Origin of the sequence: Specibacter cremeus, from assembly GCF_003946885.1 — a bacterium.
GTDB lineage: Bacteria > Actinomycetota > Actinomycetes > Actinomycetales > Micrococcaceae > Specibacter > Specibacter cremeus.
This window is the reverse complement of the sequence record NZ_RWKQ01000017.1, coordinates 53,170-74,860: the sequence shown is the minus strand read 5'-3', so window position 1 is coordinate 74,860 and position 21,691 is coordinate 53,170. Positions and strand designations below refer to the sequence as shown.

19 protein-coding genes are annotated in these 21,691 nt (G+C 70.1%); 5 read left to right on the top strand and 14 right to left on the bottom strand.

Going from position 1 to position 21,691, the window contains the following annotated elements:
- Window position 1: 1 nt before the first annotated feature.
- The 8 genes from argH to argC form a co-directional block, all read right to left on the bottom strand.
- The gene (argH, locus tag EJC77_RS08570) at window positions 2–1,534 is read right to left on the bottom strand and encodes an argininosuccinate lyase (protein ID WP_125611616.1); all 1,533 of its coding nucleotides are present in this window, start codon (window positions 1,532–1,534) and stop codon (window positions 2–4) included.
- Window positions 1,531–2,739 carry an argininosuccinate synthase gene (locus EJC77_RS08565; protein WP_125611614.1) on the bottom strand — a complete coding sequence of 403 codons (1,209 nt, stop codon included), beginning with the start codon at window positions 2,737–2,739 and terminating at the stop codon, window positions 1,531–1,533. Before EJC77_RS08565 ends, argH begins: the two co-directional genes overlap by 4 nt.
- Before the next feature lie 53 nt (window positions 2,740–2,792).
- Window positions 2,793–3,296 carry an arginine repressor gene (locus EJC77_RS08560; protein WP_240629978.1) on the bottom strand — a complete coding sequence of 168 codons (504 nt, stop codon included), beginning with the start codon at window positions 3,294–3,296 and terminating at the stop codon, window positions 2,793–2,795.
- Between the two features lie 26 nt (window positions 3,297–3,322).
- Complete coding sequence (gene argF / locus EJC77_RS08555; protein ID WP_125611610.1) at window positions 3,323–4,294, bottom strand: ornithine carbamoyltransferase; 972 nt, start codon at window positions 4,292–4,294, stop codon at window positions 3,323–3,325.
- Window positions 4,294–5,541 (bottom strand): acetylornithine transaminase, encoded by a 1,248-nt coding sequence (locus EJC77_RS08550; protein ID WP_240629993.1) that lies wholly within the window; start codon window positions 5,539–5,541, stop codon window positions 4,294–4,296. Before EJC77_RS08550 ends, argF begins: the two co-directional genes overlap by 1 nt.
- 62 nt (window positions 5,542–5,603) lie before the next feature.
- Window positions 5,604–6,512: an acetylglutamate kinase gene (gene argB / locus EJC77_RS08545; protein ID WP_125611606.1), complete on the bottom strand. Its 909-nt coding sequence runs from the start codon at window positions 6,510–6,512 to the stop codon at window positions 5,604–5,606.
- A gap of 124 nt (window positions 6,513–6,636) precedes the next feature.
- Complete coding sequence (gene argJ / locus EJC77_RS08540) at window positions 6,637–7,806, bottom strand: bifunctional glutamate N-acetyltransferase/amino-acid acetyltransferase ArgJ (protein WP_125611604.1); 1,170 nt, start codon at window positions 7,804–7,806, stop codon at window positions 6,637–6,639.
- Window positions 7,803–8,834, bottom strand: a complete 1,032-nt coding sequence (argC, locus tag EJC77_RS08535) for an N-acetyl-gamma-glutamyl-phosphate reductase (protein ID WP_125611602.1) — start codon at window positions 8,832–8,834, stop codon at window positions 7,803–7,805. The genes argJ and argC overlap by 4 nt, the downstream gene beginning before the upstream one ends.
- A gap of 115 nt (window positions 8,835–8,949) precedes the next feature.
- Between argC and EJC77_RS08530 the strand changes: the two genes are divergently transcribed.
- Entirely contained in the window at window positions 8,950–9,924 is a 975-nt protein-coding gene (locus EJC77_RS08530) for a quinone oxidoreductase family protein (protein ID WP_125611600.1), read from the top strand.
- Between the two features lie 305 nt (window positions 9,925–10,229).
- A complete protein-coding gene (locus EJC77_RS08525; protein ID WP_125611598.1) occupies window positions 10,230–10,523 on the top strand; it encodes a hypothetical protein in 294 nt (97 codons plus the stop codon).
- Window positions 10,524–10,988: 465 nt separating this feature from the next.
- On the opposite strand, the gene pheT is transcribed toward EJC77_RS08525, so the two are convergent.
- The 3 genes from pheT to EJC77_RS08510 form a co-directional block, all read right to left on the bottom strand.
- Window positions 10,989–13,532 carry a phenylalanine--tRNA ligase subunit beta gene (gene pheT / locus EJC77_RS08520; protein ID WP_125611596.1) on the bottom strand — a complete coding sequence of 848 codons (2,544 nt, stop codon included), beginning with the start codon at window positions 13,530–13,532 and terminating at the stop codon, window positions 10,989–10,991.
- A 3-nt stretch (window positions 13,533–13,535) separates the two neighbouring features.
- On the bottom strand, window positions 13,536–14,618 hold the full coding sequence (pheS, locus tag EJC77_RS08515) for a phenylalanine--tRNA ligase subunit alpha (RefSeq protein ID WP_125611594.1): 1,083 nt from the start codon (window positions 14,616–14,618) through the stop codon (window positions 13,536–13,538).
- Between the two features lie 93 nt (window positions 14,619–14,711).
- Entirely contained in the window at window positions 14,712–16,043 is a 1,332-nt protein-coding gene (locus EJC77_RS08510; RefSeq protein ID WP_125611592.1) for a chymotrypsin family serine protease, read from the bottom strand.
- A 132-nt stretch (window positions 16,044–16,175) separates the two neighbouring features.
- On the opposite strand from EJC77_RS08510, the gene EJC77_RS08505 reads away from it, so the two are divergent.
- From EJC77_RS08505 to EJC77_RS08495, 3 genes are read left to right on the top strand one after another with little or no spacing between them, the layout of a single operon-like run.
- A complete protein-coding gene (locus EJC77_RS08505; RefSeq protein ID WP_125611590.1) occupies window positions 16,176–17,636 on the top strand; it encodes an AAA family ATPase in 1,461 nt (486 codons plus the stop codon).
- Window positions 17,637–17,640: 4 nt separating this feature from the next.
- Window positions 17,641–18,075 (top strand): hypothetical protein, encoded by a 435-nt coding sequence (locus EJC77_RS08500; RefSeq protein ID WP_125611588.1) that lies wholly within the window; start codon window positions 17,641–17,643, stop codon window positions 18,073–18,075.
- Window positions 18,072–18,716, top strand: coding sequence for an SIMPL domain-containing protein (locus tag EJC77_RS08495; protein WP_125611586.1), 645 nt, complete (start codon window positions 18,072–18,074; stop codon window positions 18,714–18,716). The genes EJC77_RS08500 and EJC77_RS08495 overlap by 4 nt, the downstream gene beginning before the upstream one ends.
- A 28-nt stretch (window positions 18,717–18,744) precedes the next feature.
- On the opposite strand, the gene EJC77_RS08490 is transcribed toward EJC77_RS08495, so the two are convergent.
- From EJC77_RS08490 to EJC77_RS08480, 3 genes are read right to left on the bottom strand one after another with little or no spacing between them, the layout of a single operon-like run.
- Window positions 18,745–19,740 carry an alpha/beta fold hydrolase gene (locus EJC77_RS08490; protein WP_125611585.1) on the bottom strand — a complete coding sequence of 332 codons (996 nt, stop codon included), beginning with the start codon at window positions 19,738–19,740 and terminating at the stop codon, window positions 18,745–18,747.
- Window positions 19,741–19,770: 30 nt separating this feature from the next.
- Complete coding sequence (locus EJC77_RS08485) at window positions 19,771–20,505, bottom strand: enoyl-CoA hydratase/isomerase family protein (protein WP_125611583.1); 735 nt, start codon at window positions 20,503–20,505, stop codon at window positions 19,771–19,773.
- A gap of 11 nt (window positions 20,506–20,516) precedes the next feature.
- Window positions 20,517–21,677, bottom strand: a complete 1,161-nt coding sequence (locus EJC77_RS08480; RefSeq protein ID WP_205787007.1) for an acyl-CoA dehydrogenase family protein — start codon at window positions 21,675–21,677, stop codon at window positions 20,517–20,519.
- Between the last annotated feature and the right edge of the window lie 14 nt (window positions 21,678–21,691).

The window sequence follows — 21,691 nt, the reverse complement described above, 5'->3', positions numbered from 1 at the left end:
CTCAGACCGCGAAGGCGCGAACCGCGTCCAGTTGGGCCTCCAGCGCGGCCAGCTGCGCGGTGACCGCCGACGGCGCCGTGCCGCCCTGGGCGCTGCGGCTCGCCAACGACCCCTGCGTGCTCAGGACGTCGCGCACCGCCGGGGTGAGGTGGGCGGAGATGCCGGCGTACTCCTCGTCGGTCAGGTCCCACAGCTCCACGCCGCGGCCCTCGGCGACCTTCACGGCCGCGCCGGAGAGTTCGTGCGCGTCACGGAACGGCACACCCTGGCGCACCAGCCATTCGGCGATGTCGGTGGCCAGCGCGAAGCCCTGCGGCGCCAGTTCCTCCATGCGGGAGGTGTTGAACACGAGCGTGGCGATCATGCCGGAGACGGCCGGCAGCAGCAGCTCGAGCGTGTCGGCGGCGTCGAAGACGGGCTCCTTGTCCTCCTGCAGGTCGCGGTTGTAGGCCAGCGGCAGGCCCTTGAGCGTGGCCAGCAGCCCGGTCAGGTCGCCGATCAGCCGGCCGGCCTTGCCGCGGGCCAGCTCCGCCACATCCGGGTTCTTCTTCTGCGGCATGATCGACGAACCTGTCGAGTAGGCGTCGTCGAGCGTGACGAAGGAGAACTCCTTTGTGGCCCACAGGATGACCTCCTCGGACACGCGCGACAGGTCCACGCCGATCATGGCCGCAACCCACGCGAACTCGGCGAAGACGTCGCGGGACGCCGTCCCGTCGATCGAGTTCCACACGGCCGAGTCGAAGCCCAGGTCCGCGGCGACGGCATTCGGGTCCAGGCCCAGCGAGGATCCGGCGAGCGCGCCGGACCCGTACGGCGACACGGCCGCGCGCTTGTCCCAGTCGGCCAGCCGCTGCACGTCGCGCAGCAGCGCCCACGCGTGCGCCAGCAGGTGGTGGCTGAGCAGCACCGGCTGGGCGTGCTGCAGGTGGGTGCGCCCGGGCATGGCCACGCCGTGGTGCGCCTTCGCCTGGGCCACGAGCGCGTCGACCACCCCGAGCACGCCGCGGGTGACGATGCGGGCGTGGTCGCGCAGGTACATGCGGCCGAGCGTGGCGATCTGGTCGTTGCGGGAACGGCCGGCGCGCAGCTTCCCGCCCAGGGCCGGCCCCGCACGTTCGATCAGGCCGCGCTCCAGCGACCCGTGCACGTCCTCGTCGGTGTCCGCGGCCACATGGGCACCCGACGTCACATCGGCCTCCAGCCGGCCCAGGGCGTCGAGCATGCCGGCCAGTTCGGCGTCGTCGAGCAGCCCGGCCGTGTGCAGCACCTTCGCGTGCGCCTTCGACCCGGCAATGTCATACAGGGCCAGCCGCCAGTCGAAGTGGGTGGACTTGCTCAGCGCCGCCAGCGCGTCGGCCGGCCCGCCGGCGAACCGGCCGCCCCACAGGGCCCCCTCGTTCGTCCCCGAGCGCACCCCCTCCTCGCTCCGCTCGGACGGGGACCCCTGCGCCCGTGGGCCCACCGAGCGCACCCCTTCCTCGCTCCGCTCGGACGGGGACCCCTGCGCCCGTGGGCCCAGTTCTTCGCTCATCGGTTTCCTCCTACGCGCTGGTCGCGGCGGGCCGCCACCTTGGCGGACATGCCCCACAGTTCAATGAATCCCTTGGCCTGCGATTGGTCGAACGTGTCCCCCGTGTCGTACGTGGCCAGATCGAAGTCGTACAGGCTCGTCGCCGACCGGCGCCCGGTGACGACGGCCATGCCGCCGTGCAGCGTCATGCGGATGTCGCCGCCGACGTGCCGCTGCGTGTCGGCGATGAACGCGTCCAGGGAGCGCTTGAGCGGGGAGAACCACTGGCCGTCGTAGACCAGTTCGCTCCACCGCTGCCCCACGGTGGCCTTGAAGCGGGCCTGCTCGCGTTCGATCGTGACATCCTCGAGGTGCTTGTGCGCCGTGATCAGCGTCATGGCGCCGGGCGCCTCATAGATCTCCCGGCTCTTGATGCCGACCAACCGGTCCTCGACGACGTCGATGCGGCCGATCCCCTGGGCGCCGGCGCGGCGGTTCAGCTCCTGGATGGCCTGCAGCGGGGTGACAGCGGCGCCGTCGATGGCGACGGGCACGCCGGCCTCGAACGTGATGACGACCTCGTCGGGTGCGGGCGGGAACTCGGGCGTGGCGGTGTAGTCGTAGATGTCCTTGGTGGGCGCGTTCCAGATGTCCTCGAGGTAGCCGGTCTCCACGGCGCGGCCCCACACGTTCGCATCGATGGAGTACGGGTTCTTCTTGGTGGTTTCGATGGGCAGGCCCTTGTCCGCGGCGAACGCGATGGCCTTGTCGCGGGTCAGCGCCAGGTCGCGGACGGGGGCGATGCATTTCAGGTCCGGGCCCAGGGTCTGGATGCCCACCTCGAAGCGCACCTGGTCGTTGCCCTTGCCGGTGCAGCCGTGGGCCACGGTGGTGGCGCCGAATTCGCGGGCGGCCTGCACCAGGTGCTTGACGATCACGGGACGGGAGATGGCGGACACCAGCGGGTAGTGGCCCTGGTACAGCGCGTTGGCCCGCAGTGTCGGGACGCAGTAGTCGTTGGCGAACTCGTCGCGGGCGTCGGCCACGTAGGCTTCGACGGCGCCACAGCCGAGCGCGCGTTGGCGCACGGTCTCCAGCGATTCACCGCCCTGGCCGACGTCGACGGCGACGGCAATCACCTCGGCGCCGGTGGCCTCGGCGATCCAGCCGATGGCCACGGACGTGTCCAGGCCCCCGGAGTAGGCCAACACAATGCGGTCTGTCATGATCTTCTCTCTTCGCTGTTGCGGGGTGGGTGCCGGATGATGTGCGGCGCCCCTCAGGCGCCGGCGGATTCGGCGGCAAATTGCAGGAAGCGCCGGGCGACGGCGTCCCCGCCGTGCGGATCGCGGGTGATGACCATGACGGTGTCGTCCCCGGCCAGGGTGCCCAGCACGGACGGCATGACCGAATGGTCGATGGCCAGGGCCAGGAAGTTCGCCGCGCCCGGCGGGGTGCGCAGCACGACGATGTTCCCGGAGGCCTCGACCTTCACGAGCAGTTCGCCGCACAACCGCACCAGCCGGGTGTCGAGCAGTTCCTGGTTGGAGCCGGCGTGCACGCCGCGTTCGCCGCCCTCGGGCGGCACCGCGTACACGAGCCCGCCGTCCTCGCCGCGCACGCGCACGGCGCGCAGCTCCACCAGGTCCCGGCTGAGCGTCGCCTGCCCCACGTTCAACCCGTCGGCGGCCAGCAGCGACGCCAGCTCGGCCTGCGAGCGCACGGCCCGGTTGGCCAGCAGCGCGGTGATGCGCGCCTGCCGGGCCGTCTTCGTGGTGGGCATCCCGGGGGAGGAAGGGCGGGACATGGTCAGGCGGGAAGGGTTTCGTGGGCGGCACGCTCCCGGGCGGTCTGCTCGACGAGCCACACCATGAGCGCCTTCTGCGCGTGCAACCGGTTCTCGGCCTCATCCCACACCACGGACTGCGGGCCGTCGATGACCGACGCCGAGATCTCATAGCCGCGGTAGGCCGGCAGGCAGTGCAGCACGATGGCGTCCGGGCCGGCCTTGGCGAGCGCGGCGTCGTCGAGCGCGTAGTCCTTGAACAGTTCGAGCCGCCGCGCCTTCTCGTCCTCCCGGCCCATGGACACCCACGTGTCGGTGACCAGCACGTCCGCGCCGGCGACGGCGTCGTCCACGCTCGTGGTCACCAGCACGGAACCGCCGGTTGCGGCCGCCCGGTCCTCGGCCGCGGCCACCACAGCGGCGGCGGGCAGGTAGCCGGCCGGGCCGGCGACGCGCACGTGCATGCCGGCCGTGGCGCCGGCAAGCAGGTACGAGTTGGCCACGTTGTTGGCGCCGTCACCCAGGTACGTCACGGTCAACCCGGCCAGGGCACCCTTGTGCTCGCGGATGGTGAGCAGGTCGGCCAGCAGCTGACACGGGTGGTAGTCGTCGGAGAGGGCGTTGATGACGGGCACCCTCGCGTTGGCGGCCATCTCCTCCAGGCCTACCTGCGCGTAGGTGCGCCACACGATCGCGTCGACCATGCGTTCGAGCACGCGGGCCGTGTCCGCCACGGACTCCTTGTGGCCGATCTGGGCCTCGCCGGGGTTGATGACCAACGGGTTGCCGCCCAGGTCGGCGATGCCGGTGGCGAACGAGACCCGGGTGCGCGTGGACGTCTTGTCGAAGACCACGGCCACGGTCTTGCGGCCCGCGCCGGCGGCGGCGAACGTGGCCTTCGAGTACGGGGCGCGCTTGAGCGCGGCGGCCAGGTCCAGGACCTCGGCCTGCTCGGCCGGGGTCAGGTCGGTGTCGACCAGGAGGTGCCGGGTCATCATGCTCCTTCGGGGGTGTCGGTGGCCTGTTCGAAGGCGCCGGCGAGCAGGCCGGGCAGTGCCGCCAGGAATGTGTCGGCCTGCGCGGCGGTGAGGATCAGCGGCGGGGCCAACCGGATGGTGCCAGGTCCCGGGGCGTTGACGATGAACCCGGCCTCGAGTGCCGCCACGACCACCTTGGCGGCGACCGGGCGGGCCAGGTCGAAGCCGATCAGCAGGCCGTGCGCGCGCACCTCGGTGACGCCGTCGATCGCGGCCAGGCCGGCGGCCAGCCGTGCACCGACGGAACGGACGTTTTCGAGCACGTGCTGGTTCTCGAGCACGTGCAGCGTGGCCAGCGCGGCGGCCGTGGCCACCGGGTTGCCGCCGAATGTGGTGCCATGCTGCCCGGCGGACAGCAACGACGACGGACCGTCGCCGAACGTGATCAGCGCGCCGATGGGGAAGCCGCCACCCAGGCCCTTGGCCAGCGTCATGGCGTCGGGGGTGATGCCCGCGGCCGTGCCGGCGAACCAGTCCCCCGTGCGGCCCACACCTGTCTGCACCTCGTCCACGATCAGCAGGGCACCGGCCGCGGCGGTCAGTTCCCGCGCGGCGCGAAGGTACTCGGCCGACAGCGGGCGCACGCCGGCCTCCCCCTGGATGGGTTCGAGGACGACGGCGGCCACCGTCTCGTCGACGGCGGCGCGCAGGGCGTCGACGTCGTTGAACGGGATGTGCCGGACGCCGTCGGGCAGCGGTTCGAACGCCTCCCGGTACGCCTGCTTGGCCGTCAGTGCCAGCGCGCCCATGGTGCGCCCGTGGAACGCACCTTCGAGCGCGATGATCGTGGTCCGGACCGGCAGGCCGCGCGCGACGAACGACTTGCCGTGGGCTCGGGCCAGCTTGAACGCGGCCTCGTTGGCCTCCGTGCCCGAATTCGCGAAGAACACCCTCGACCCGGCCGGGGCGCCGCTGAGTTCGAGCAGTTTTTCGGCCAGCGCGATCTGCGTGGGACTCGTGAAGAAGTTGGACACGTGCCCGAGCGTGGCCAGCTGGCTGGCGATCACGGACGTGACAAACGGGTTGGCGTGGCCCAGCGCGTTCACGGCGATGCCGCCGAGCAGGTCGAGGTACTCCTTGCCGTCGGCGTCCCACACGAGCGCGCCGGCGCCGCGCACCAGCACGCGCTGCGGGTTGCCGAACACGCCCATGAGCGAGTTGCCGTAGCGGGCCAGCCACTGCTCGCCGGTGCCGGTGCCGGCCACGGCGGTCGCGGGGTTGTCGGGTACTGGGTTCTCGGGTACTGCCGGGGTCTGCGGGGTGTCGCTCACTTGTCGTCCTTTGCGGTGTCGTCGTCGGGGATCACCTGGGTGCCGGTGCCGGCGGTGGTCATGAGTTCGAGCAGCATGGAGTGGGCCATGCGGCCGTCGACGACGGCGGCACGCGCCACACCGCCGTCGACCGCGGCCAGGCAGGCGCCCATCTTCGGGATCATGCCCGATTCCAGGTTCGGCAGCATGGCGCGCAGCTCGCCCGCGCCGAGGGCGGAGATGAGCGAGGATTTGTCCGGCCAGTTCGCGTACAGGCCCTCGACGTCGGTCAGGATGACCAGCCGGGACGCTTGCAACGCGACGGCCAGGGCCGCCGCCGCCGTGTCGGCGTTGACGTTCAGCACGGTGGAGGCGTCCCCGACCTCCGGGGCCACGGTGGAGATGACGGGGATCCGCCCGGCCTCCAACAGGTCCACGATGGCACCCGGGTTCACCCCGACGACCTCACCGACCAGGCCCAGGTCCACGGGCAGCCCGTCGACGATCGTGCCCGTTCGTTCGGCCTGCAGCAGCCCGCCGTCCTCGCCGGACAGCCCGACCGCGTACGGGCCGTGCGAGTTGATCAGGCCCACCAGTTCGCGGCCCACCTGCCCGGTGAGGACCATGCGCACCACCTCCATGGCCTCGGGCGTGGTGACGCGCAGGCCGCCCTTGAATTCGGAGGCGATGCCCAGCCGGCCCAGCAAGGCGTTGATCTGCGGCCCGCCGCCGTGCACGACGACGGGCTTGATGCCCACATGCTGCATGAAGACGATGTCCTCGGCGAAGGCCCGGCGCAACTCATCGTTGACCATCGCGTTGCCGCCGTACTTGACGACGACGACGGTGCCCGCGAACTGCTGGATCCACGGCAGCGCCTCGATCAGCGTGGCCGCCCGGTCCTGCGCCCGTTCCAGCGTGTTCATGCGGTCTCCCTTACGTTCATTCATGTGCGCCCCGGTGATTGAGCCTGTCGAAATCGCTCCCTGCCGCCCACCTGGTCTCGACAAGCTCGACCACCGGGGTCTCGACAAGCTCGACCACCGGAACCTACGACGAGTAGGCGCTGTTCTCTTCGACATACGCGTGTGTCAGGTCGTTGGTCCAGATGGTGGCGGTGGCGTCGCCGGCGCGCAGGTCGATTTCCACGGTGACCTCGCGAGCCTGAAGGTCGACCAGGTCGCGGGAGTCGCCGATGCCGCCGCGGCGGCAAACCTGCACGCCATTGATGGACACGTTCAGCTCGTCCGGGTCGAACTGGGCGTCGGTCGTGCCGACGGCGGAGAGCACCCGGCCCCAGTTGGGGTCCTTGCCGAAAATGGCCGTCTTGAACAGGTTGGAGCGGGCCACGGCGCGTGAGACGATCTCGGCGTCGCGTTCGCTGGCCGCGTTCAGGGTGGTGACGGCGATGTCGTGGTTGGCGCCCTCGGCGTCGGCGATCAGGGCGCGGGCCAGCGTGGCGCAGACCTCGGTCAGGCCGCGGGTGAACTCGTCCATGTCCGGGTACAGGCCGGTGGCACCGGAGGCGAGCAGCAGCACCGTGTCATTGGTCGACATGCAGCCGTCGGAGTCGGCCCGGTTGAACGTGACGGCCACGGCGTCGCGCAGCGCGGCGTCGAGCCCGTCCGCGCCGACCTCCGCGTCGGTCGTGATGACGACGAGCATCGTGGCCAGTCCAGGGGCCAGCATGCCGGCGCCCTTGGCCATGCCGCCGATCGTGTACGTGCCGCCGTCGGCGTTCGGCGCGGACGTCCACGCCGCCTCCTTCCGGACGGTGTCGGTGGTCATGATCGCGCCGGCGGCGGCAGCACCGCCGTCGTCCGCCAGGGCCGCGGCCGCGGCCTCCACGCCCGGCAGGATCTTGTCCATGGGCAGCTGCTCGCCGATGAGCCCGGTGGAGCAGACGGCGATGTCCGTGGCGGACAGGCCGAGCACGTCGGCCGCCTTCTCCGCCGTGGTGTGCGTGTTCTGGAAACCCTGCGGGCCGGTGCACGCGTTGGCGCCGCCGGAGTTGAGCACGACGGCGTCGACGCGGCCGTCGGCCAGGACCTGGCGCGACCAATGCACGGGGGCGGCGGCGACCCGGTTGGACGTGAACACGGCGGCCGCGTGGTGGTCCGGGCCGTCATTGACGAGGAGGGCAAGGTCGGGTTTGCCGGAGGCCTTCAGGCCGGCGGTGACACCGGCGGCGCGAAACCCGTGGGCCTTGGTAACGCTCATGGTGCAACTCCTTGCAGGGTCAGGCCCGTGGTTTCGGGCAAACCGAGGGCGATATTCATGGATTGTACGGCTCCACCGGCCGTGCCCTTCGTCAGGTTGTCGATCACACAGGAGACGATGACGCGGCCCGCGTGCTCGTCGAAGGCCAGCTGCAGCACGGCATGGTTGGAGCCGTGCACATGCTGGGTGTGCGGCCACTGCCCCTCGGGCAGCACATGCACGAACGGCTCGCCGTCGTAGGCCTCGGTCCAGGCCGCGCGCAGCGCGGCGGCGTCGACGCCCGGCTTGACCCGCGCCGTAGCCGTCGTCAGGATGCCACGGGGCATCGGTGCCAGCGTCGGGGTGAACGACACCGTGACGGGAACGCCGGCCGCGTTCGAAAAGCCCTGTTCCATCTCCGGGGTGTGCCGGTGCCCGCCGCCGACCCCGTACGCGCTCATCGACCCCATGACCTCGGAGCCGAGCAGGTGCGTCTTGGCGGACTTGCCGGCGCCGGACGTGCCGGAGGCGGCGACGATGACGACGTCGTCGGGTTCCAGCAGCCCGGCCGCGAAGCCGGGGACGAGGGCCAGCTGGGCACTCGTCGGGTAGCAGCCGGGCACGGCGATGCGCCTGGCCCCGACAAGGCGTGCCCGCGCGCCGGGCAGTTCCGGCAAGCCGTACGGCCAGGTGCCGGCGTGCGCGGAGCCGTAGAATTTCTCCCAGGCAGCCGGGTTCTCGAGCCGGTGGTCGGCGCCGGCGTCGATGACGAGCGTGTCGGCCGGCAGCTGCGCGGCGATCTCGGCGGACGCGCCGTGCGGCAGCGCCAGGAACACGACGTCGTGGCCGGCCAGGTTCTCCACCGTCGTCTCAACGAGCAGGCGATCGGCGAACATGTGCAGGTGCGGCTGCAACGCGCCGAGGCGGCCGCCGGCGTTGCTGTGCGCGGTGATGGCCCCGACGCTCACGTTCGGGTGGCTGGCGAGCAGGCGCAGGACCTCGCCGCCCGCGTATCCGCTGGCGCCGGAGACGGCAACTGAGAATGTCATGACTCGACTATACAGAAATATTCATTCGGCCCGAAACTTATGCAGCAAGGTCCATGCGTGTTCACGCCCCTCGGCCCTAAGATGGGGGCAGGAACAGCTAGCAAGGGGAGAAGACATGAGCTCACAATGCCGTGCCGTCGTGGCCGACGCACCGGGCGGGCCGGAAGTACTGCGGATCCGGGACGTGCCCCGCCCCTCCCCGGCCCCCGGCCAGCTGCTGGTCAAGGTCGCCGCCATCGGCGTGAACTTCATCGAGACGTACCAGCGCGGCGGCGTGTACGACGTGCCGTTCCCGTTCACGCCCGGTTCGGAGGCGGCCGGCACGGTCGTGGAGGTGGGGTCCGGTGTCAGCGCGTTCAGCGTCGGCGACCACGTGGCCACGGCCGAGGGCAGCGCCTGCTACGCCGAATATGCCCTCATGGACGAGGACGCCGCGCTGCCCGTTCCGGCCGCCGTTCCGCTGGACGTCGCCGCCGCACTGCCGCTGCAGGGCATGACGGCGCATTACCTGATGAACTCCACGTTCCACGTCGAGCCGGGCCACACCGTGCTGCTGCACGCGGGCGCCGGCGGTGTGGGCCTGCTGCTCACCCAGCTGCTCAAGGACCGCGGCGCCCGGGTCATCACGACGGTCTCGACCGAGGAGAAGGAGGAGCTCTCCCGTGCCGCCGGGGCCGACGAGGTGCTCCGTTACGCGGATTTCGCCACGGCCGTGCGCGAGCTTACGGACGGCGTCGGCGTGGATGTGGTGTTCGACGGCGTCGGCAAGGACACGTTCGACGGTTCGCTGGCGTCGCTGCGCCGGCGCGGCATGCTCGTGTTGTTCGGCGGCGCGTCCGGCCAGGTGCCGCCGTTTGACCTGCAGCGGCTCAACAGCGCCGGCTCCGTGTTCGTGACCCGGCCCACGCTCGGCCATTACCTGCAGAACCCGCAGGAACGGCGCTGGCGTGCCGAGGAGGTGTTCGGCGCGGCCGCGGCCGGGAACCTGACCGCCCGCATCGGCGCCCGGTTCCCGCTGGCCGACGCCGGCGCCGCGCACACCGCCCTGCAGGGCCGCGAGACGACCGGGAAGGTCATCCTGGTCCCCTGATTCTCCGTCCCTGATGCCCTGCCCGGATCAACCCTATCCCGCGGGTCAACGCGCCTCCCCGCCGCGCCACGGACCGCGGGAACCGCACTCCGCGACCCGGCCGGCATGGGCCGAGTGGCAAGAAACAAATGGTCAAGCTACTTGTGCGTACCCTGAAATCTTGATCAAGTTGTGTCATGGAACACAAAACGGTCCGGGCGACACGGCTCGTCTCGGACCACACAGGATTTCCAAGGCGGCGTCTCAGCTTCGTGGGGAATTCTTGTCACCGTGGTCCGGGTCACATCCCGGGCCGCGGCAACAGCATGGACCACCCGGCTTCGGCAATGACGCACCGGCCGGACGATGACACGAACCAGCAAAGAATGGTGGGCAACATGTCAGGTAAATTCATTGTCTTTTCGGACGAACGACGCGGGTTTCGTTTCGACGTGGTCTCGGACAGGGGAAGCCTCGTGGCACAGTCGCCGTGGTGCCCCGACAAGCAAGCCCTCGTCGACACCATCGAGTTGGCGCGCGAATGCGTGGGCACGGGGCTCGTTTCCTTCAACACCGTCCCCTTCAACACCGTCTCCTTCAACACCGTCCCGGCGCGGTAGGACCGGAGAACGGCTGGGCCTTGGTGCCCGCGTGTGCATCGACGGCCGCCCCTGCACGACGGAGAATGGAAGCAGGCGGGCACACGGACTGCGAACACGGCCCGCCGCGGCAGAAGGGATTTCCAATGGGCACGGACCAGGTACCGGAGGCAGACGCCAGGGAACACAGTGAGACGGCGGCCGAGGGCGATGAAAACGACGCGGCGCCGGACTCAAGGATCCATTCCGAGGATGCCGCCGAGGGCCCCGAGACGGAATAACCACGGCATCGAACGGCACCGACGCGGCTGAATTTCGACGCACCCGGTGATTGAGCTTGCCGAAATCCCCGGTCTCGACAAGCTCGACCACCGAACCGGTGATCGAGCTTGTCGAGATCCATCGAGCTTGGGCCCACGGCCGCGAGGGCCCCGACCGAGCTTGCGAGGGCGGGGAGCGGCTGGGGAGCGAGATCCCAGGTTCCCGTCAGCGCTGGGTGGCACCGAACCGTTCGGCGGCCAGCGCCACGGCGCCGGCCCGGGCCTGCGACGCCTCGTCGGCCGTCAGTGTGCGGTCGGCGGCCCGGAAACGCAGGCCGAACGCGAGCGACTTGTGGCCCTCCGGGATGCCGGCGCCCTGGTACACGTCGAACAGGGACACATCTTCGAGCAGCTCCCCGGCACCCTCGCGCAGCGTGTCGAGCACCCTCCCGGCCGGGATGTCGGCGGGGAGCACCAGGGCGACGTCCTGGGTGGCGACCGGGAACGTGGACAGCGGCCGGGCCACGATCACGTCCGCGGCGGCGTCAAACAGCGCGTCGGCGTTGAGCTCCATGGCCACGCTGCGGGCCGGCATGTTCTGTTCCGCCAGCAGCCTCGGGTGCAGTTCGCCGGCCACGCCCACCTGCTCGCCGGTGCGCAGCGACAGCTTGGCCGTGCGGCCCGGGTGGAACGCCTGGTGGGCGCCCTGCTCCACGACCAGTTCCACGCCAAGGACGTCGGCCACCAGCCGGGCGGCGTCGATGGCGTCCGCCCAGTCCCAGTCGCGCGGCTTGTGCCCGGCGCCGGCGGGGGTGTCCTTGCCGGTGAACACGGCGCCGATGGTCAGTGGCTGGTCCGGGATGCCCCCATACAGGCCCTCGAGCACGTCCTCGGCCGGCTTGGCGCCCAGCGGCGGGATCGACGCGGTGCCCATCGTCTGCGCCGGCCAGAACACGAGACCGGTCTCGAACAGCGCCAGGTCGTGGAAGCCGCGGGCGTGGTTGCGCTTGGCGACGCCGATGAGTCCGGGCAGCACGGACAGGCGCAGGTAGCCGTGTTCCTCGCTGATCGGGTTGGCCAGTTTGACCGCCGGACGCGAAACGCCGGCGTCGGCGTTGCCGAACACGGCGTTGTCCCCGGCCGTGGCGAACGGATAGGCCAGCACCTCCGTCAGGCCGGAGTCGGCCAGCGCCTGGACGACGCGGCGGCGTTGCTGCTGGGTGCGGGTCAGGCCGCGCCCCGGCGGGGCAACGGGCAGCGTGGACGGGATCTGGTCGTAGCCGACCAGGCGGGCGATCTCCTCGCTCAGGTCCTCCGGCGTGGCCAGGTCGGTGCGCCAGCTCGGCGGCTTGACCGCGAAACCGTCGGCGGTGCGCTCCACGATGCCGCCGAGGTCGGTCAGCGTGGTGACGATCTGCTCATCCGTGAAATCGACACCGATGCGGGCCGAGGCAAAGGCGGCAGGCAACACGACCGTCGTCGTGCTTGGCGGCGTGCCAATGTCGGTGACGGCGGCATCCTCCGTGCCGCCGGCCAGCTCGACGAGCAGGTCGACGGCGCGCTGGGCGGCCTTGTCGGCGACCCGCCAGTCGACCCCGCGCTCGAAGCGCTTGGACGCCTCCGACGGCAGCCTGTGGCGGCGGCGTGAGCGGGCGATCGAGACTTCCTCGAAGTGCGCGGCCTCAATCAGCACGTTCACGGTGGCGTCCGAGACCTCGGTGGACGCCCCGCCCATGACGCCGGCCACGCCGATGGCGCCGCGGTCGTCGGTGATGAGCAGGTCCTCGGGGCTGAGTTGGCGGACCTTCCCGTCGAGGGTTTCCAGCGTCTCCCCCACGGCGGCGCGGCGCACCACGATCCCGCCCCGCAGCCGGTCCAGGTCGTAGAAGTGCAGCGGCTGGCCCATTTCCAGCATCACATAGTTGGAGATGTCCACGGGCAGCGAGATGGAACGCATGCCGGCCAGGCGCAGCCGGGACGACATCCAGGTGGGCGTCGGTGCGGCCGCGTTGATGCCGCGCACCGAGCGGGCCACGAACCGGTCACAGCCGGGCAGCCCGTGGATGGGCGCCGCGTCGTCAATGCGGACCGGGTAGCCCTCGCCGCTTGGGGGCGTCACTGTCACGGTCGCGGCCGGGTCCGTGAACGGGGTGCCGGTGGCGTGCGCGAACTCGCGGGCCGCGCCGCGGATGCTGAACACGTAGCCGCGGTCCGGGGTCACGTTGATCTCGGCCGCTTCGTCGTGCAGGCCGAGCAGTTCCAGCGCGTCCGTGCCCAGCTCCGGGTCCAGGCCCAGCGTGCCGAGCACCAGGATGCCGTCGTGGTCGTCGCCGATGCCCAGTTCACGCACCGAGGCGATCATGCCGGCGGACACATGCCCGTACGTGTCGCGCGGGGAGATGCGGAAGTCCCCGGGCAGCACGGCACCGGGCAGCGTCACCACGACCTTGTCGCCGACAACGAAGTTGTGCGCGCCGCAGACGATGCCCTGCACACCGGACGGGTCGATGCCGTCGCCCTCGAGGGTCTGCGGACGCCCCTCGGGGACCACCCGGACCTCGCACCAGTTGATGGTCTTGCCGTTGCTTTGCGGCTCCGAGACCCGGGACAGGACCTGGCCCACCACGATGGGCCCGGAGATCTCGTCGCCGGGACGGTGCACGGCCTCTTCCTCGAAACCGACCTTGACCAGCTCGGCCATGACGTCTTCGGCAGTGGCGTCTGCCGGTACCTGCGCATACTCGCGCAGCCAGGAAAGCGGAATACGCACGTCCTAGATCTCCATCCCAAAGTGTTCGCTGAAACGTACATCGCCCTCGATCATGTCGCGCATGTCGACGACCTCGTTGCGGAACATGAGCGTGCGCTCGATGCCCATGCCGAAGGCAAATCCTGAATAGACGTCGGGGTCGACGCCGGCCGCGCGCAGCACGTTGGGGTTGACCATCCCGCAGCCGCCCCATTCGATCCAACGCGGCCCGCCCTTGGCGCCCGGGTGCCAGATGTCGAGTTCGGCCGACGGCTCCGTGAACGGGAAGTAGTTCGGGCGCAGCCGGATGCCGGCCCCGTCGCCGAACATCTGCCGGGCAAAGCGCTCCAGCGTGCCCTTCAGGTCGGCCATGGACAGGCCCTTGTCAATGGCCAGGCCCTCGAACTGGTGGAAGACCGGCGTGTGCGTGGCGTCCAGCTCGTCGGTGCGGAACACCTTGCCCGGGCACAGCACATACACCGGCAGCTCACGCTCCAGCAGCGAACGGACCTGCACGGGTGAGGTGTGGGTGCGCAGCACCAGGTGCGCCTCGGGCGGCTCGACGAAGAACGTGTCCTGCATCTCCCGTGCCGGGTGGTCGGGCTTGAAGTTCAGCGCGTCGAAGTTGAACCACTCCGATTCCAGCTCCGGGCCCTCGGCGATCTCCCAGCCCATGCCGACGAAGATGTCGCTCACCCGGTCCTGCAGCGTCGAGAGCGGGTGGCGGGCGCCGGCCCGGCGGCGGCGCGGCGCGGCCGTGACGTCCACCGTCTCCTCGACGAGGATGCGGGCCGCGTCCTCGGCCTCCAGGACCTCGGTGCGGGCGGCCAGCGCCTTGTTGACGCGCCCGCGCGAGACGCCCATGAGCTTGCCGGCCGCGGCCTTGTCCGCCTTGGGCAGCCGGCCGATTTCCCGGTTGGCCAGGCTGAGCGGGGACTTCTCACCCGTGTGGGCCAGCCGGGCGGCCTTCAGCTCATCCAGGGTGGCGGCCGCGGCGATGGCGTCCAATGCGTGCTCAACCGCGGCGTTGATCGCCGCCTCGTCCAGCGGATCCGGCCCGGTGACGGACTCCGGCCGGTCGGCCGTCTTCTGGGGAAAGTCAGACATCTGCAGTTTTTACCTATGTTCGTAGCGGGTAAGCGGCGGGATGGCCCGCCCCGACAAGTCTAGTGGACCGCTCCCTGCCCCGCCCGACGGCCGCTACGGCGTTTCCGCAACCACGTCTCGCTCGGCGATCGCCTGGTGCCAGGTCGATCCGATGTGGCTTGCCAGGTCCGCGAACAGCGAGTCCAGGTGGCGCCTGAGTTGTTCATCCGCGATGTATTTGGCCGTGGCGTCCCGCAGCTGCGTGAGGACGTCGAGGGTGTCCTCCCCCTCGAGTGTCTCGGGAATGGTCCCCTCCGGATGACGGACACCTGCCCGAAAAGCATCCATGAACGCCTCCTGGGGGATCTTGCGCCAGGTGGCGTACAGCCGCGCGTTCGCGTGGAAGAGGTGCTGCATCTCCTCCTTGTGTTCACGGTAGGCCCGGAGGTATTCCTGCCCACGCGTGCTGTTCGCACACAGCGCCTCGAGTTGCCCCTCGAAAGTCTGCGCGTGGGGTAGCGGTGCGTCCGCCGTTGTGGGCGTCAATACGTCGAGGTTCAGCGCCGCCAGGACGTTTTCGATCCTGTTCGCCCAGCCCGTCTCGGCACCGATTGACTTCCCCCAGAGAAGGGCGACAACGAAGTTCTTCCCATCGACAATGGCCGAGCCGGAATCGCCTGGGGCGACAAATTCCTTGTTCTTTGCCACCACCGGCTCCATGAGCACCTGGTTTTGGCTGGGATTGCCGAGGGAGTCTGTGCCCCGGTAGTCGAGTCCGGTGATCGTTCCATACGTCAGGGCCGTCGTCCGCCCATACTTCCGGACTTCGGTGCCGATGTCCTGCCACGTCAGGGCGCGGCTGCCCGCCACGTTGCCGATCCCGGCGATGCTGGGCGACGATCCGATCCCGGAGTTGATGCTGGCGATGGCCGCATCGACGAGTGAGTTCAAGACCGTCCGCTTGGTGGTCCCGATCTTGTGGCACACATCGTTCTTCTGCACGTACACCGTCGTGCCCTGGCTGACGAGAACGTGCTGATTCGACAGGAGGCACGTCGTCGAATCGGTCTTGTCGCGCACCATGCACCCCAAGGTTCCGGCGTGGCTGTCGACCCTCAGGTCGGCACCCCCCACCAGGTCGGCGACGATCGGGTAGGCCGCTCCGTGCTCGACGACGTCCGTCGGGAACCCCTCGATCCGCTCGGGGATCCGTTCGCCCACGGGCACGTCAGCCAGCGCCTTCTTCTCGCCCACGTGAATGACGATGACAAAGGTGTCGGTCATGCGGCCGCCGACGGACTTTTTTCCGATACTCGTCCCGTGCACGCCGGGAATGGCCATCGCCCGATCGTGAAAACTTTCCCGCGCACGCACCAGCTGGTCATAAAGTTCGGCGTCCATGGTTAATGCCCCCTCCATCGGCGAACCCGTCGCCGGGCCCGGCACCGTGGTGTTTGCTCCCCTTGTTTCATTCCCGCGGCTGATGCCGTGGGCCCAGCATAATCTCGGACCGGGCCGCCTCGCCAGAGGGAGGGGTCAATTGCTGCGGAATAAAAGCCCGGCAGGTACGCTCAAGCCATGGACGACCGGATGGATGGGTTCCTCGCCGACTTCACCTCCCTGGTCGAGCTGGCCCAGGCGCGGCAGACGCGCGTGCAAGGCGGAACCGGGCTGCTGGACCTGCTCAGCGACCACCTCGGCGAACCCGCCGAAACGCTGCCCGTGCTGGTGGAGGACATCCCCGCGCACCGGTTCGCGGACCTTGACATAGCCATGGGCCAGCTGGCCGCCGCGGACCCGGATTACCGGCTGGTCGGGATCGGCGGCGGCGACCAACGCCACCACGTCGGACTCAGCGACCTTCTCCAGCAGTCTCGCGTGTTCGCCCAGTTCCCACTCGGCCAGCCGGACTTCATGAACTTGGCCGTCGGCCCCGGCGCCCAGCGGCAGGTGGTCGCCCTGGGCGTCCACGTGTTCACCTACGACGGCGCGCCGGTCGCCGTCGTGCAACGCGCCGCCAACCCGCGCTACGGCCGCACCGCGGCGGCGCTCGAGGTCCTCGGCGGCAGCCCGGAGGCGGCCGCCGCGCTGCTGGCGGACATCGGCGTCCGGTTGAAATCCCAATCGGTGATCAAGGGCCAGGTCGTCACGCTCACCATCGACGAATACGGCTCCACGGGCTCGGGCGTGACCTTCCACCAGCGCCCCTCCCTGCCCGCCGCCGACGTCATCCTGCCCGACGGGCTGCTCGAAAAGGTCACGACGCACGCCATCCACGACCCCGGCCGGCGCGCACTGTTGCGGCGATACGGCCAACACCTCAAGCGCGGCATCCTGCTCCATGGTCCGCCCGGGACCGGCAAGACGCACACCGTCAAGTACCTGCTCGGCCGGACGGAGGGCACCACGGCCATCATCCTGTCCGGGAATTCGCTGGCGTTTATCACGGAGGCGGCCGCCATGGCCAGGGCGTTGCAGCCGTCGCTGGTCATCCTGGAGGACTGTGACCTGATCGCCGGCGCGCGCGGCATGGGGCAGGGTCCGCAGCCGCTGCTGTTCGCCGTCCTGGAGGCCATGGACGGGTTGGACGACGACGCCGATGTCGCCTTTGTGCTCACCACGAACCGCCCCGACCTGCTGGAACGGGCGCTGGCGCAACGGCCCGGGCGCGTCGACCTGGCCGTGGAGATCCCGCTCCCGGCCGAGCGCGAACGCAAGGCGCTGTTGACGCTGTATGCCCGCAAGCTGCCCTTCACGGACGCCGCCTTGGATCGTGTGGCGGCCCGCACGGAGGGCACGACGGCATCGTTTGCGCGGGAGCTGGTGCGCCGCGCCGTCATCCTTGCCGGCGCGCGGGACACGGCCAACGACGGCGGCGACCCGGCGGACAGCCACCTGGATGCCGCGGCGGCCGAGATGATGGCGGACGGCCAGGCGCTCACGCGCAGCCTGCTCGGCAGCAACCCCGAGCTGGCGGCCGGTGATGCCGGTGCCGTCGAGCTGGGTACCTTCGGCTACGTCCCCGGCCCGGGCATGTGACCGGATGAGACCGTCGCTGCGGGTGCGCCAGGCGGCCAATTGGGCCAACCTGTCCACGCCGGCCGGCCTGTTGCTGGCGGCGGTCTCGCGAACGCGGACCGGCAAGGGCCCCGGCGGGCTCATCCTGGCGACCGGCTACGGCCTGCCGTTGCCGAAGGCCGCGGCATTCACGGTCGGGAATGTGGTGCTGTGCCGCGTCGACCGCGACACCCTGAAGTCGCACCCGCGGCTACTGGCCCACGAGGCACGGCACAGCACCCAGTACGCGTGCTGCCTGGGCCTGCCGTTCTTCCCGTTGTACGCCGCATGCGCGCTGTATTCACAGTGGCGGACGGGGAACCCGGGCACCGCCAACGTGTTTGAGCGGCTCGCCGGATTGGCCGACGGCGGGTACCCCCGTCCGGCCCCCACCCAAAAACGAAAGGCATTCTCCCCATGACCGAAGCCTCCACGCCCAACGTCATCACCGTCACGGGCCACGGCGCCGCCACGTCCGAGCCCGACCGGTTCACCATCAACATCGGCATCGAATGCCGCCGAGGCACCGTCAAGGACGCCTACGCCGCGGCCGGGACGGCCCTGACGAACGTCCGGGCGAGCCTGCTCACCCTGGCCGTGCCGCAGGATTTGATCGGCACGTCGGCGTTGAACGTGCGGGCCGAGACACGCTGGCAGGAGGACACCGGCCCGATCGTCACCGGCTACACGGTCAGCAGCACGCTGGCCGTCACGCTCGACTACGGCAGCAGCGGCCCCGACGTCATCGCCGCCGCCATCGACGCGGGCGGCAACGACGTGCGCCTCAACGGCCTGACACCGGTCGTCAGCGACCGGTCCGACGCCGTCGACGCGGCGCGCGCCCTGGCCTGGGCCGATGCCAGCCATGCGGCCGACTTCTACGCCGAGCTGGCCGGGCGCCGGCTCGGCGCCGCGCTGTCCATCACGGAGGGGCTCGACGACGGCGGCACTCCCCCGGCGCCGATCCTGGCCCGTGCGGCCAAGTTCCAGTCCATGGTGCCCGTCGACCCGGGCCAGAGCACCGTCACGGCCACCATCACCGTCACCTGGCAGTTGCTCTAGCCGGGTCCCGGCAACGGTCCAGGCCCGTTCAGGCCCAGGGCGCCAGGCCGAGTGTGGCGCCCTGGGCCCGCAGGCCGGCCACCTGCCCCGGCGCGGCCAGGAACGTTCGCCCATCCAGGGTGACCGCCAGCCTGTCCCCCTGATGGGCCACGTCCACCAGGATCTGGTCCCAGTGGCGGTACTGCACGTCGTGCCCTTCACCCGGATAGAGGCGTTCGACGACCGGCCGGTCCGGGGCGCGTTCCCCCAGGGCCCGACGCCATCGCGCCATGTGCCGCACCGGGACGAGGGTGTCATCCGTCCCCCAGTACATGAAGACGGGCGCCGCCACTGCGGCCAGCGACGGCAGGGGCGTGCCGGCATACAGCGAAAATGCCTGGGCCAGGCCGTGCGGGGGCACATCCCGTCCGAGGGCGAAGACACCCCGGACGGCCTCCTCGATGACCGAGTCATCAAAGCCGGGGATGTGATGAACGGCGCTCTCCGCGGGGAATCGCCACCATGCCACCGGATCCGCGGCGACCTGGTCGGCCTCAAATCGGGCGCCGGCATCCCCAATGGACTCCGCGTACGCGCAGGCCAGGTGCAATGAGCGCACCCGGTCCGGGTGGCTGGCCGCCAGCCGGGCCGCATACGGGCCGCCGCCGGAAATTGCGACGATCGACACCTCATCCACATCGAGACCGTCCAGGACGGACCACACATCGAACGCATATTCGGCAAGACCAACGGCCGGGTCAAAGGGCGTCTGGCCCAAGCCGTTGCGTTCCACCGAGATGACACGGATGCCCAGCTCGTGTCGAAAGGACCGGGCAAATTCCATCAGGCCAAAGGCCCGTACCGTGGTCCCGGCCCCGCCAAGAAACAACAGCGGAATGCCGGCGCCATCCCGCGGGCCGCCCTCATCGATGTAGTTCACCGTCCGACCGGAGCCCGCCGTTGCCTGCCGGACGGTGGGACCGAGCGGATCGAACCCGGATTGCCGAACCTCGATCAATGCGGGCGATTCAATGAGACCATCCATGGGAGTCCTTTCACGCGGCGGGGCGGCGTCTTACGACGGGGCCCCCGCCGACTGGTTGAGGGCCGCGTAGGCCAGCTGTTCGATCAACAGGGAGGCACCGGCCGAGGACTCCGCGGCCGCGTCGATGGCCGCCTTCGTCCACGCGAGGGCCATGGCCGGCTGCCCGGCCAGGTGCCCGGCCCGTTCAAGCGCCACGTTCACCACCTCCCCGGCCGGCACAACCTCCCGCACCAGGCCGAGACGATGCGCCTCGGTGGCGGAGAACCGCTCACCGAGCAGGATGATCTCCTTGGCGATGGCCGGCCCGACCGCCCGGACCAGCCGGGTCAGGCCGCCGGAGCTGGGCAGGATGCCCAGCCCCACCTCCGGCAGGCCAAACTGGGCCGATTCACCGGCGACACGGATGTCGCAGGCCAGGGCCAGTTCGAAGCCGGCCCCCAGGCAGTAGCCGGACACGGCCGCCACGGTGGGCTGCGGCAACCGGGCGACCACCTCGTACAGTGAGCCGCTCCCCCGGTAGTACGCGCTGATGCGCTCCGGCGTCATCTCCGGCAGTTCCGAGGTGTCCGCGCCGGCCGAAAATGCCCTGTCGGAACCGGTGAAGACGATGGCCCCCGCCGAGCCGGCCTCCGGCGATCGCAGCGCGTCAAGCAGCGCCTGCTCCAGTGCGGTGGAGAGGGCATTCAACTTGGCCGGCCGGTTGAGCCGCAGGACCACCACCTTGCCGTGGTCCTGCACCTCAACGAGGGGTTCAGCCGATGGCATGGCGTCCGCCGTCACTGCGGAACGGCCCCGGCGTAGCCGAGCAGCCCCTCGGCCCCGCGCTTGTTGATCTCGTTGCCGATGATGACGGTCTGGATCTCGGAGGTGCCCTCCCAGATGCGGTCCACGCGCAGCTCGCGCCACAGCCGCTCCACCGGGTTTTCGCGCATGTAGCCGCGCCCGCCGAAGATCTGCAGGGCATTGTCGACGCAGCGGTTGGAGGCCTCGGAGGCGCCGAGCTTGATGACGGCGGCCTTGGCGTTGAGCAGCTTGCGGTCCATGCCCTGGTCCGCCTCCCACGCCACCTGGTAGGTCAGCGCCCGGTTGGTCATGATGTCCACGGTGTTCTTGGCCAGCATGTTCTGGATCAGCTGGAAGTTGATGATCGGCTGGCCGAACTGCGCGCGCTCCTTGGCATAGTCGGCGGCCAGCAGGGTGGCGCGCTCGGCGGCACCGATGGTGCGCGCGGCGATCATCAGCCGCTCCTCCACGAACCAGTCGCGGGTCAGCTCGTAGCCCTGGCCGATGGCGCCCAGGATCTTGTCCGCCCCCACGCGCACGTCCTCGAACAAGAACTCCGGGTGCTCGTAGACAAAGGTGTGGGTGTAGCGCGGCGTCCGCTTGACGGAGACACCGGGCAGGTCCTTGTCCACGATGAACATGGTGGGCGCACCGTCCACGCTGGCGAGCACCAGGATGAAGTCGGCGGCGTCGCCCACCGTGACAAAGAGCTTCTCGCCGTTGATCAGGTAGGAGTCCCCGTCCTTGACGGCGGTGGTCTGGATGTTCTGCGGGTCCGAACCGGCCTCCGGCTCGGTGATGGCCACGGCGTCGCGGCGCTCGCCGCGGATCTCCGGGAGCAGGTATTCCTCGCGCTGTGCCGGCGTGCAGGCCTTGAGCGCGTTGGCCGGGCGCCACAGCGTGTCCCAGAGGGCGCCGGTGAGCTTGCCCACCTCCTCGGAGACGATGGCGTGCTCCAGCACGCTCAGGCCGGCGCCGCCCCACTCGGCGGGCATGTTGATGGCGGCCAGGCCGTGGTTGATGATCAGCTGCTTGACCTTGGCGTGCTGGTCCTCGCTGAGGCCGTTATTCATTTCGCAGTCGAGCTCGTACTGCAACATTTCGTTCGTCCAGGAGATGGCGCGCTGCTTGAGCTCGATCTGGCGTGGTGTCATCCGGAAGTCCATGG

Excerpts from the sequence above, each read along its gene's own strand:
- argB (WP_125611606.1), bottom strand. The coding sequence starts at position 6,512 with ATGAACACGCTGGAACGGGCGCAGGACCGGGCGGCCACGCTGATCGAG.
- EJC77_RS08480 (WP_205787007.1), bottom strand. The coding sequence starts at position 21,677 with ATGACACCACGCCAGATCGAGCTCAAGCAGCGCGCCATCTCCTGGACG.
- EJC77_RS08505 (WP_125611590.1), top strand. The coding sequence starts at position 16,176 with ATGGACGACCGGATGGATGGGTTCCTCGCCGACTTCACCTCCCTGGTC.
- EJC77_RS08530 (WP_125611600.1), top strand. The coding sequence starts at position 8,950 with ATGAGCTCACAATGCCGTGCCGTCGTGGCCGACGCACCGGGCGGGCCG.
- EJC77_RS08560 (WP_240629978.1), bottom strand. The coding sequence starts at position 3,296 with ATGCCCACCACGAAGACGGCCCGGCAGGCGCGCATCACCGCGCTGCTG.
- EJC77_RS08495 (WP_125611586.1), top strand. The coding sequence starts at position 18,072 with ATGACCGAAGCCTCCACGCCCAACGTCATCACCGTCACGGGCCACGGC.
- argC (WP_125611602.1), bottom strand. The coding sequence starts at position 8,834 with ATGACATTCTCAGTTGCCGTCTCCGGCGCCAGCGGATACGCGGGCGGC.
- EJC77_RS08485 (WP_125611583.1), bottom strand. The coding sequence starts at position 20,505 with ATGCCATCGGCTGAACCCCTCGTTGAGGTGCAGGACCACGGCAAGGTG.
- EJC77_RS08500 (WP_125611588.1), top strand. The coding sequence starts at position 17,641 with ATGAGACCGTCGCTGCGGGTGCGCCAGGCGGCCAATTGGGCCAACCTG.
- EJC77_RS08525 (WP_125611598.1), top strand. The coding sequence starts at position 10,230 with ATGGACCACCCGGCTTCGGCAATGACGCACCGGCCGGACGATGACACG.
- pheS (WP_125611594.1), bottom strand. The coding sequence starts at position 14,618 with ATGTCTGACTTTCCCCAGAAGACGGCCGACCGGCCGGAGTCCGTCACC.
- argJ (WP_125611604.1), bottom strand. The coding sequence starts at position 7,806 with ATGAGCGTTACCAAGGCCCACGGGTTTCGCGCCGCCGGTGTCACCGCC.
- EJC77_RS08490 (WP_125611585.1), bottom strand. The coding sequence starts at position 19,740 with ATGGATGGTCTCATTGAATCGCCCGCATTGATCGAGGTTCGGCAATCC.
- argH (WP_125611616.1), bottom strand. The coding sequence starts at position 1,534 with ATGAGCGAAGAACTGGGCCCACGGGCGCAGGGGTCCCCGTCCGAGCGG.
- argF (WP_125611610.1), bottom strand. The coding sequence starts at position 4,294 with ATGACCCGGCACCTCCTGGTCGACACCGACCTGACCCCGGCCGAGCAG.
- EJC77_RS08565 (WP_125611614.1), bottom strand. The coding sequence starts at position 2,739 with ATGACAGACCGCATTGTGTTGGCCTACTCCGGGGGCCTGGACACGTCC.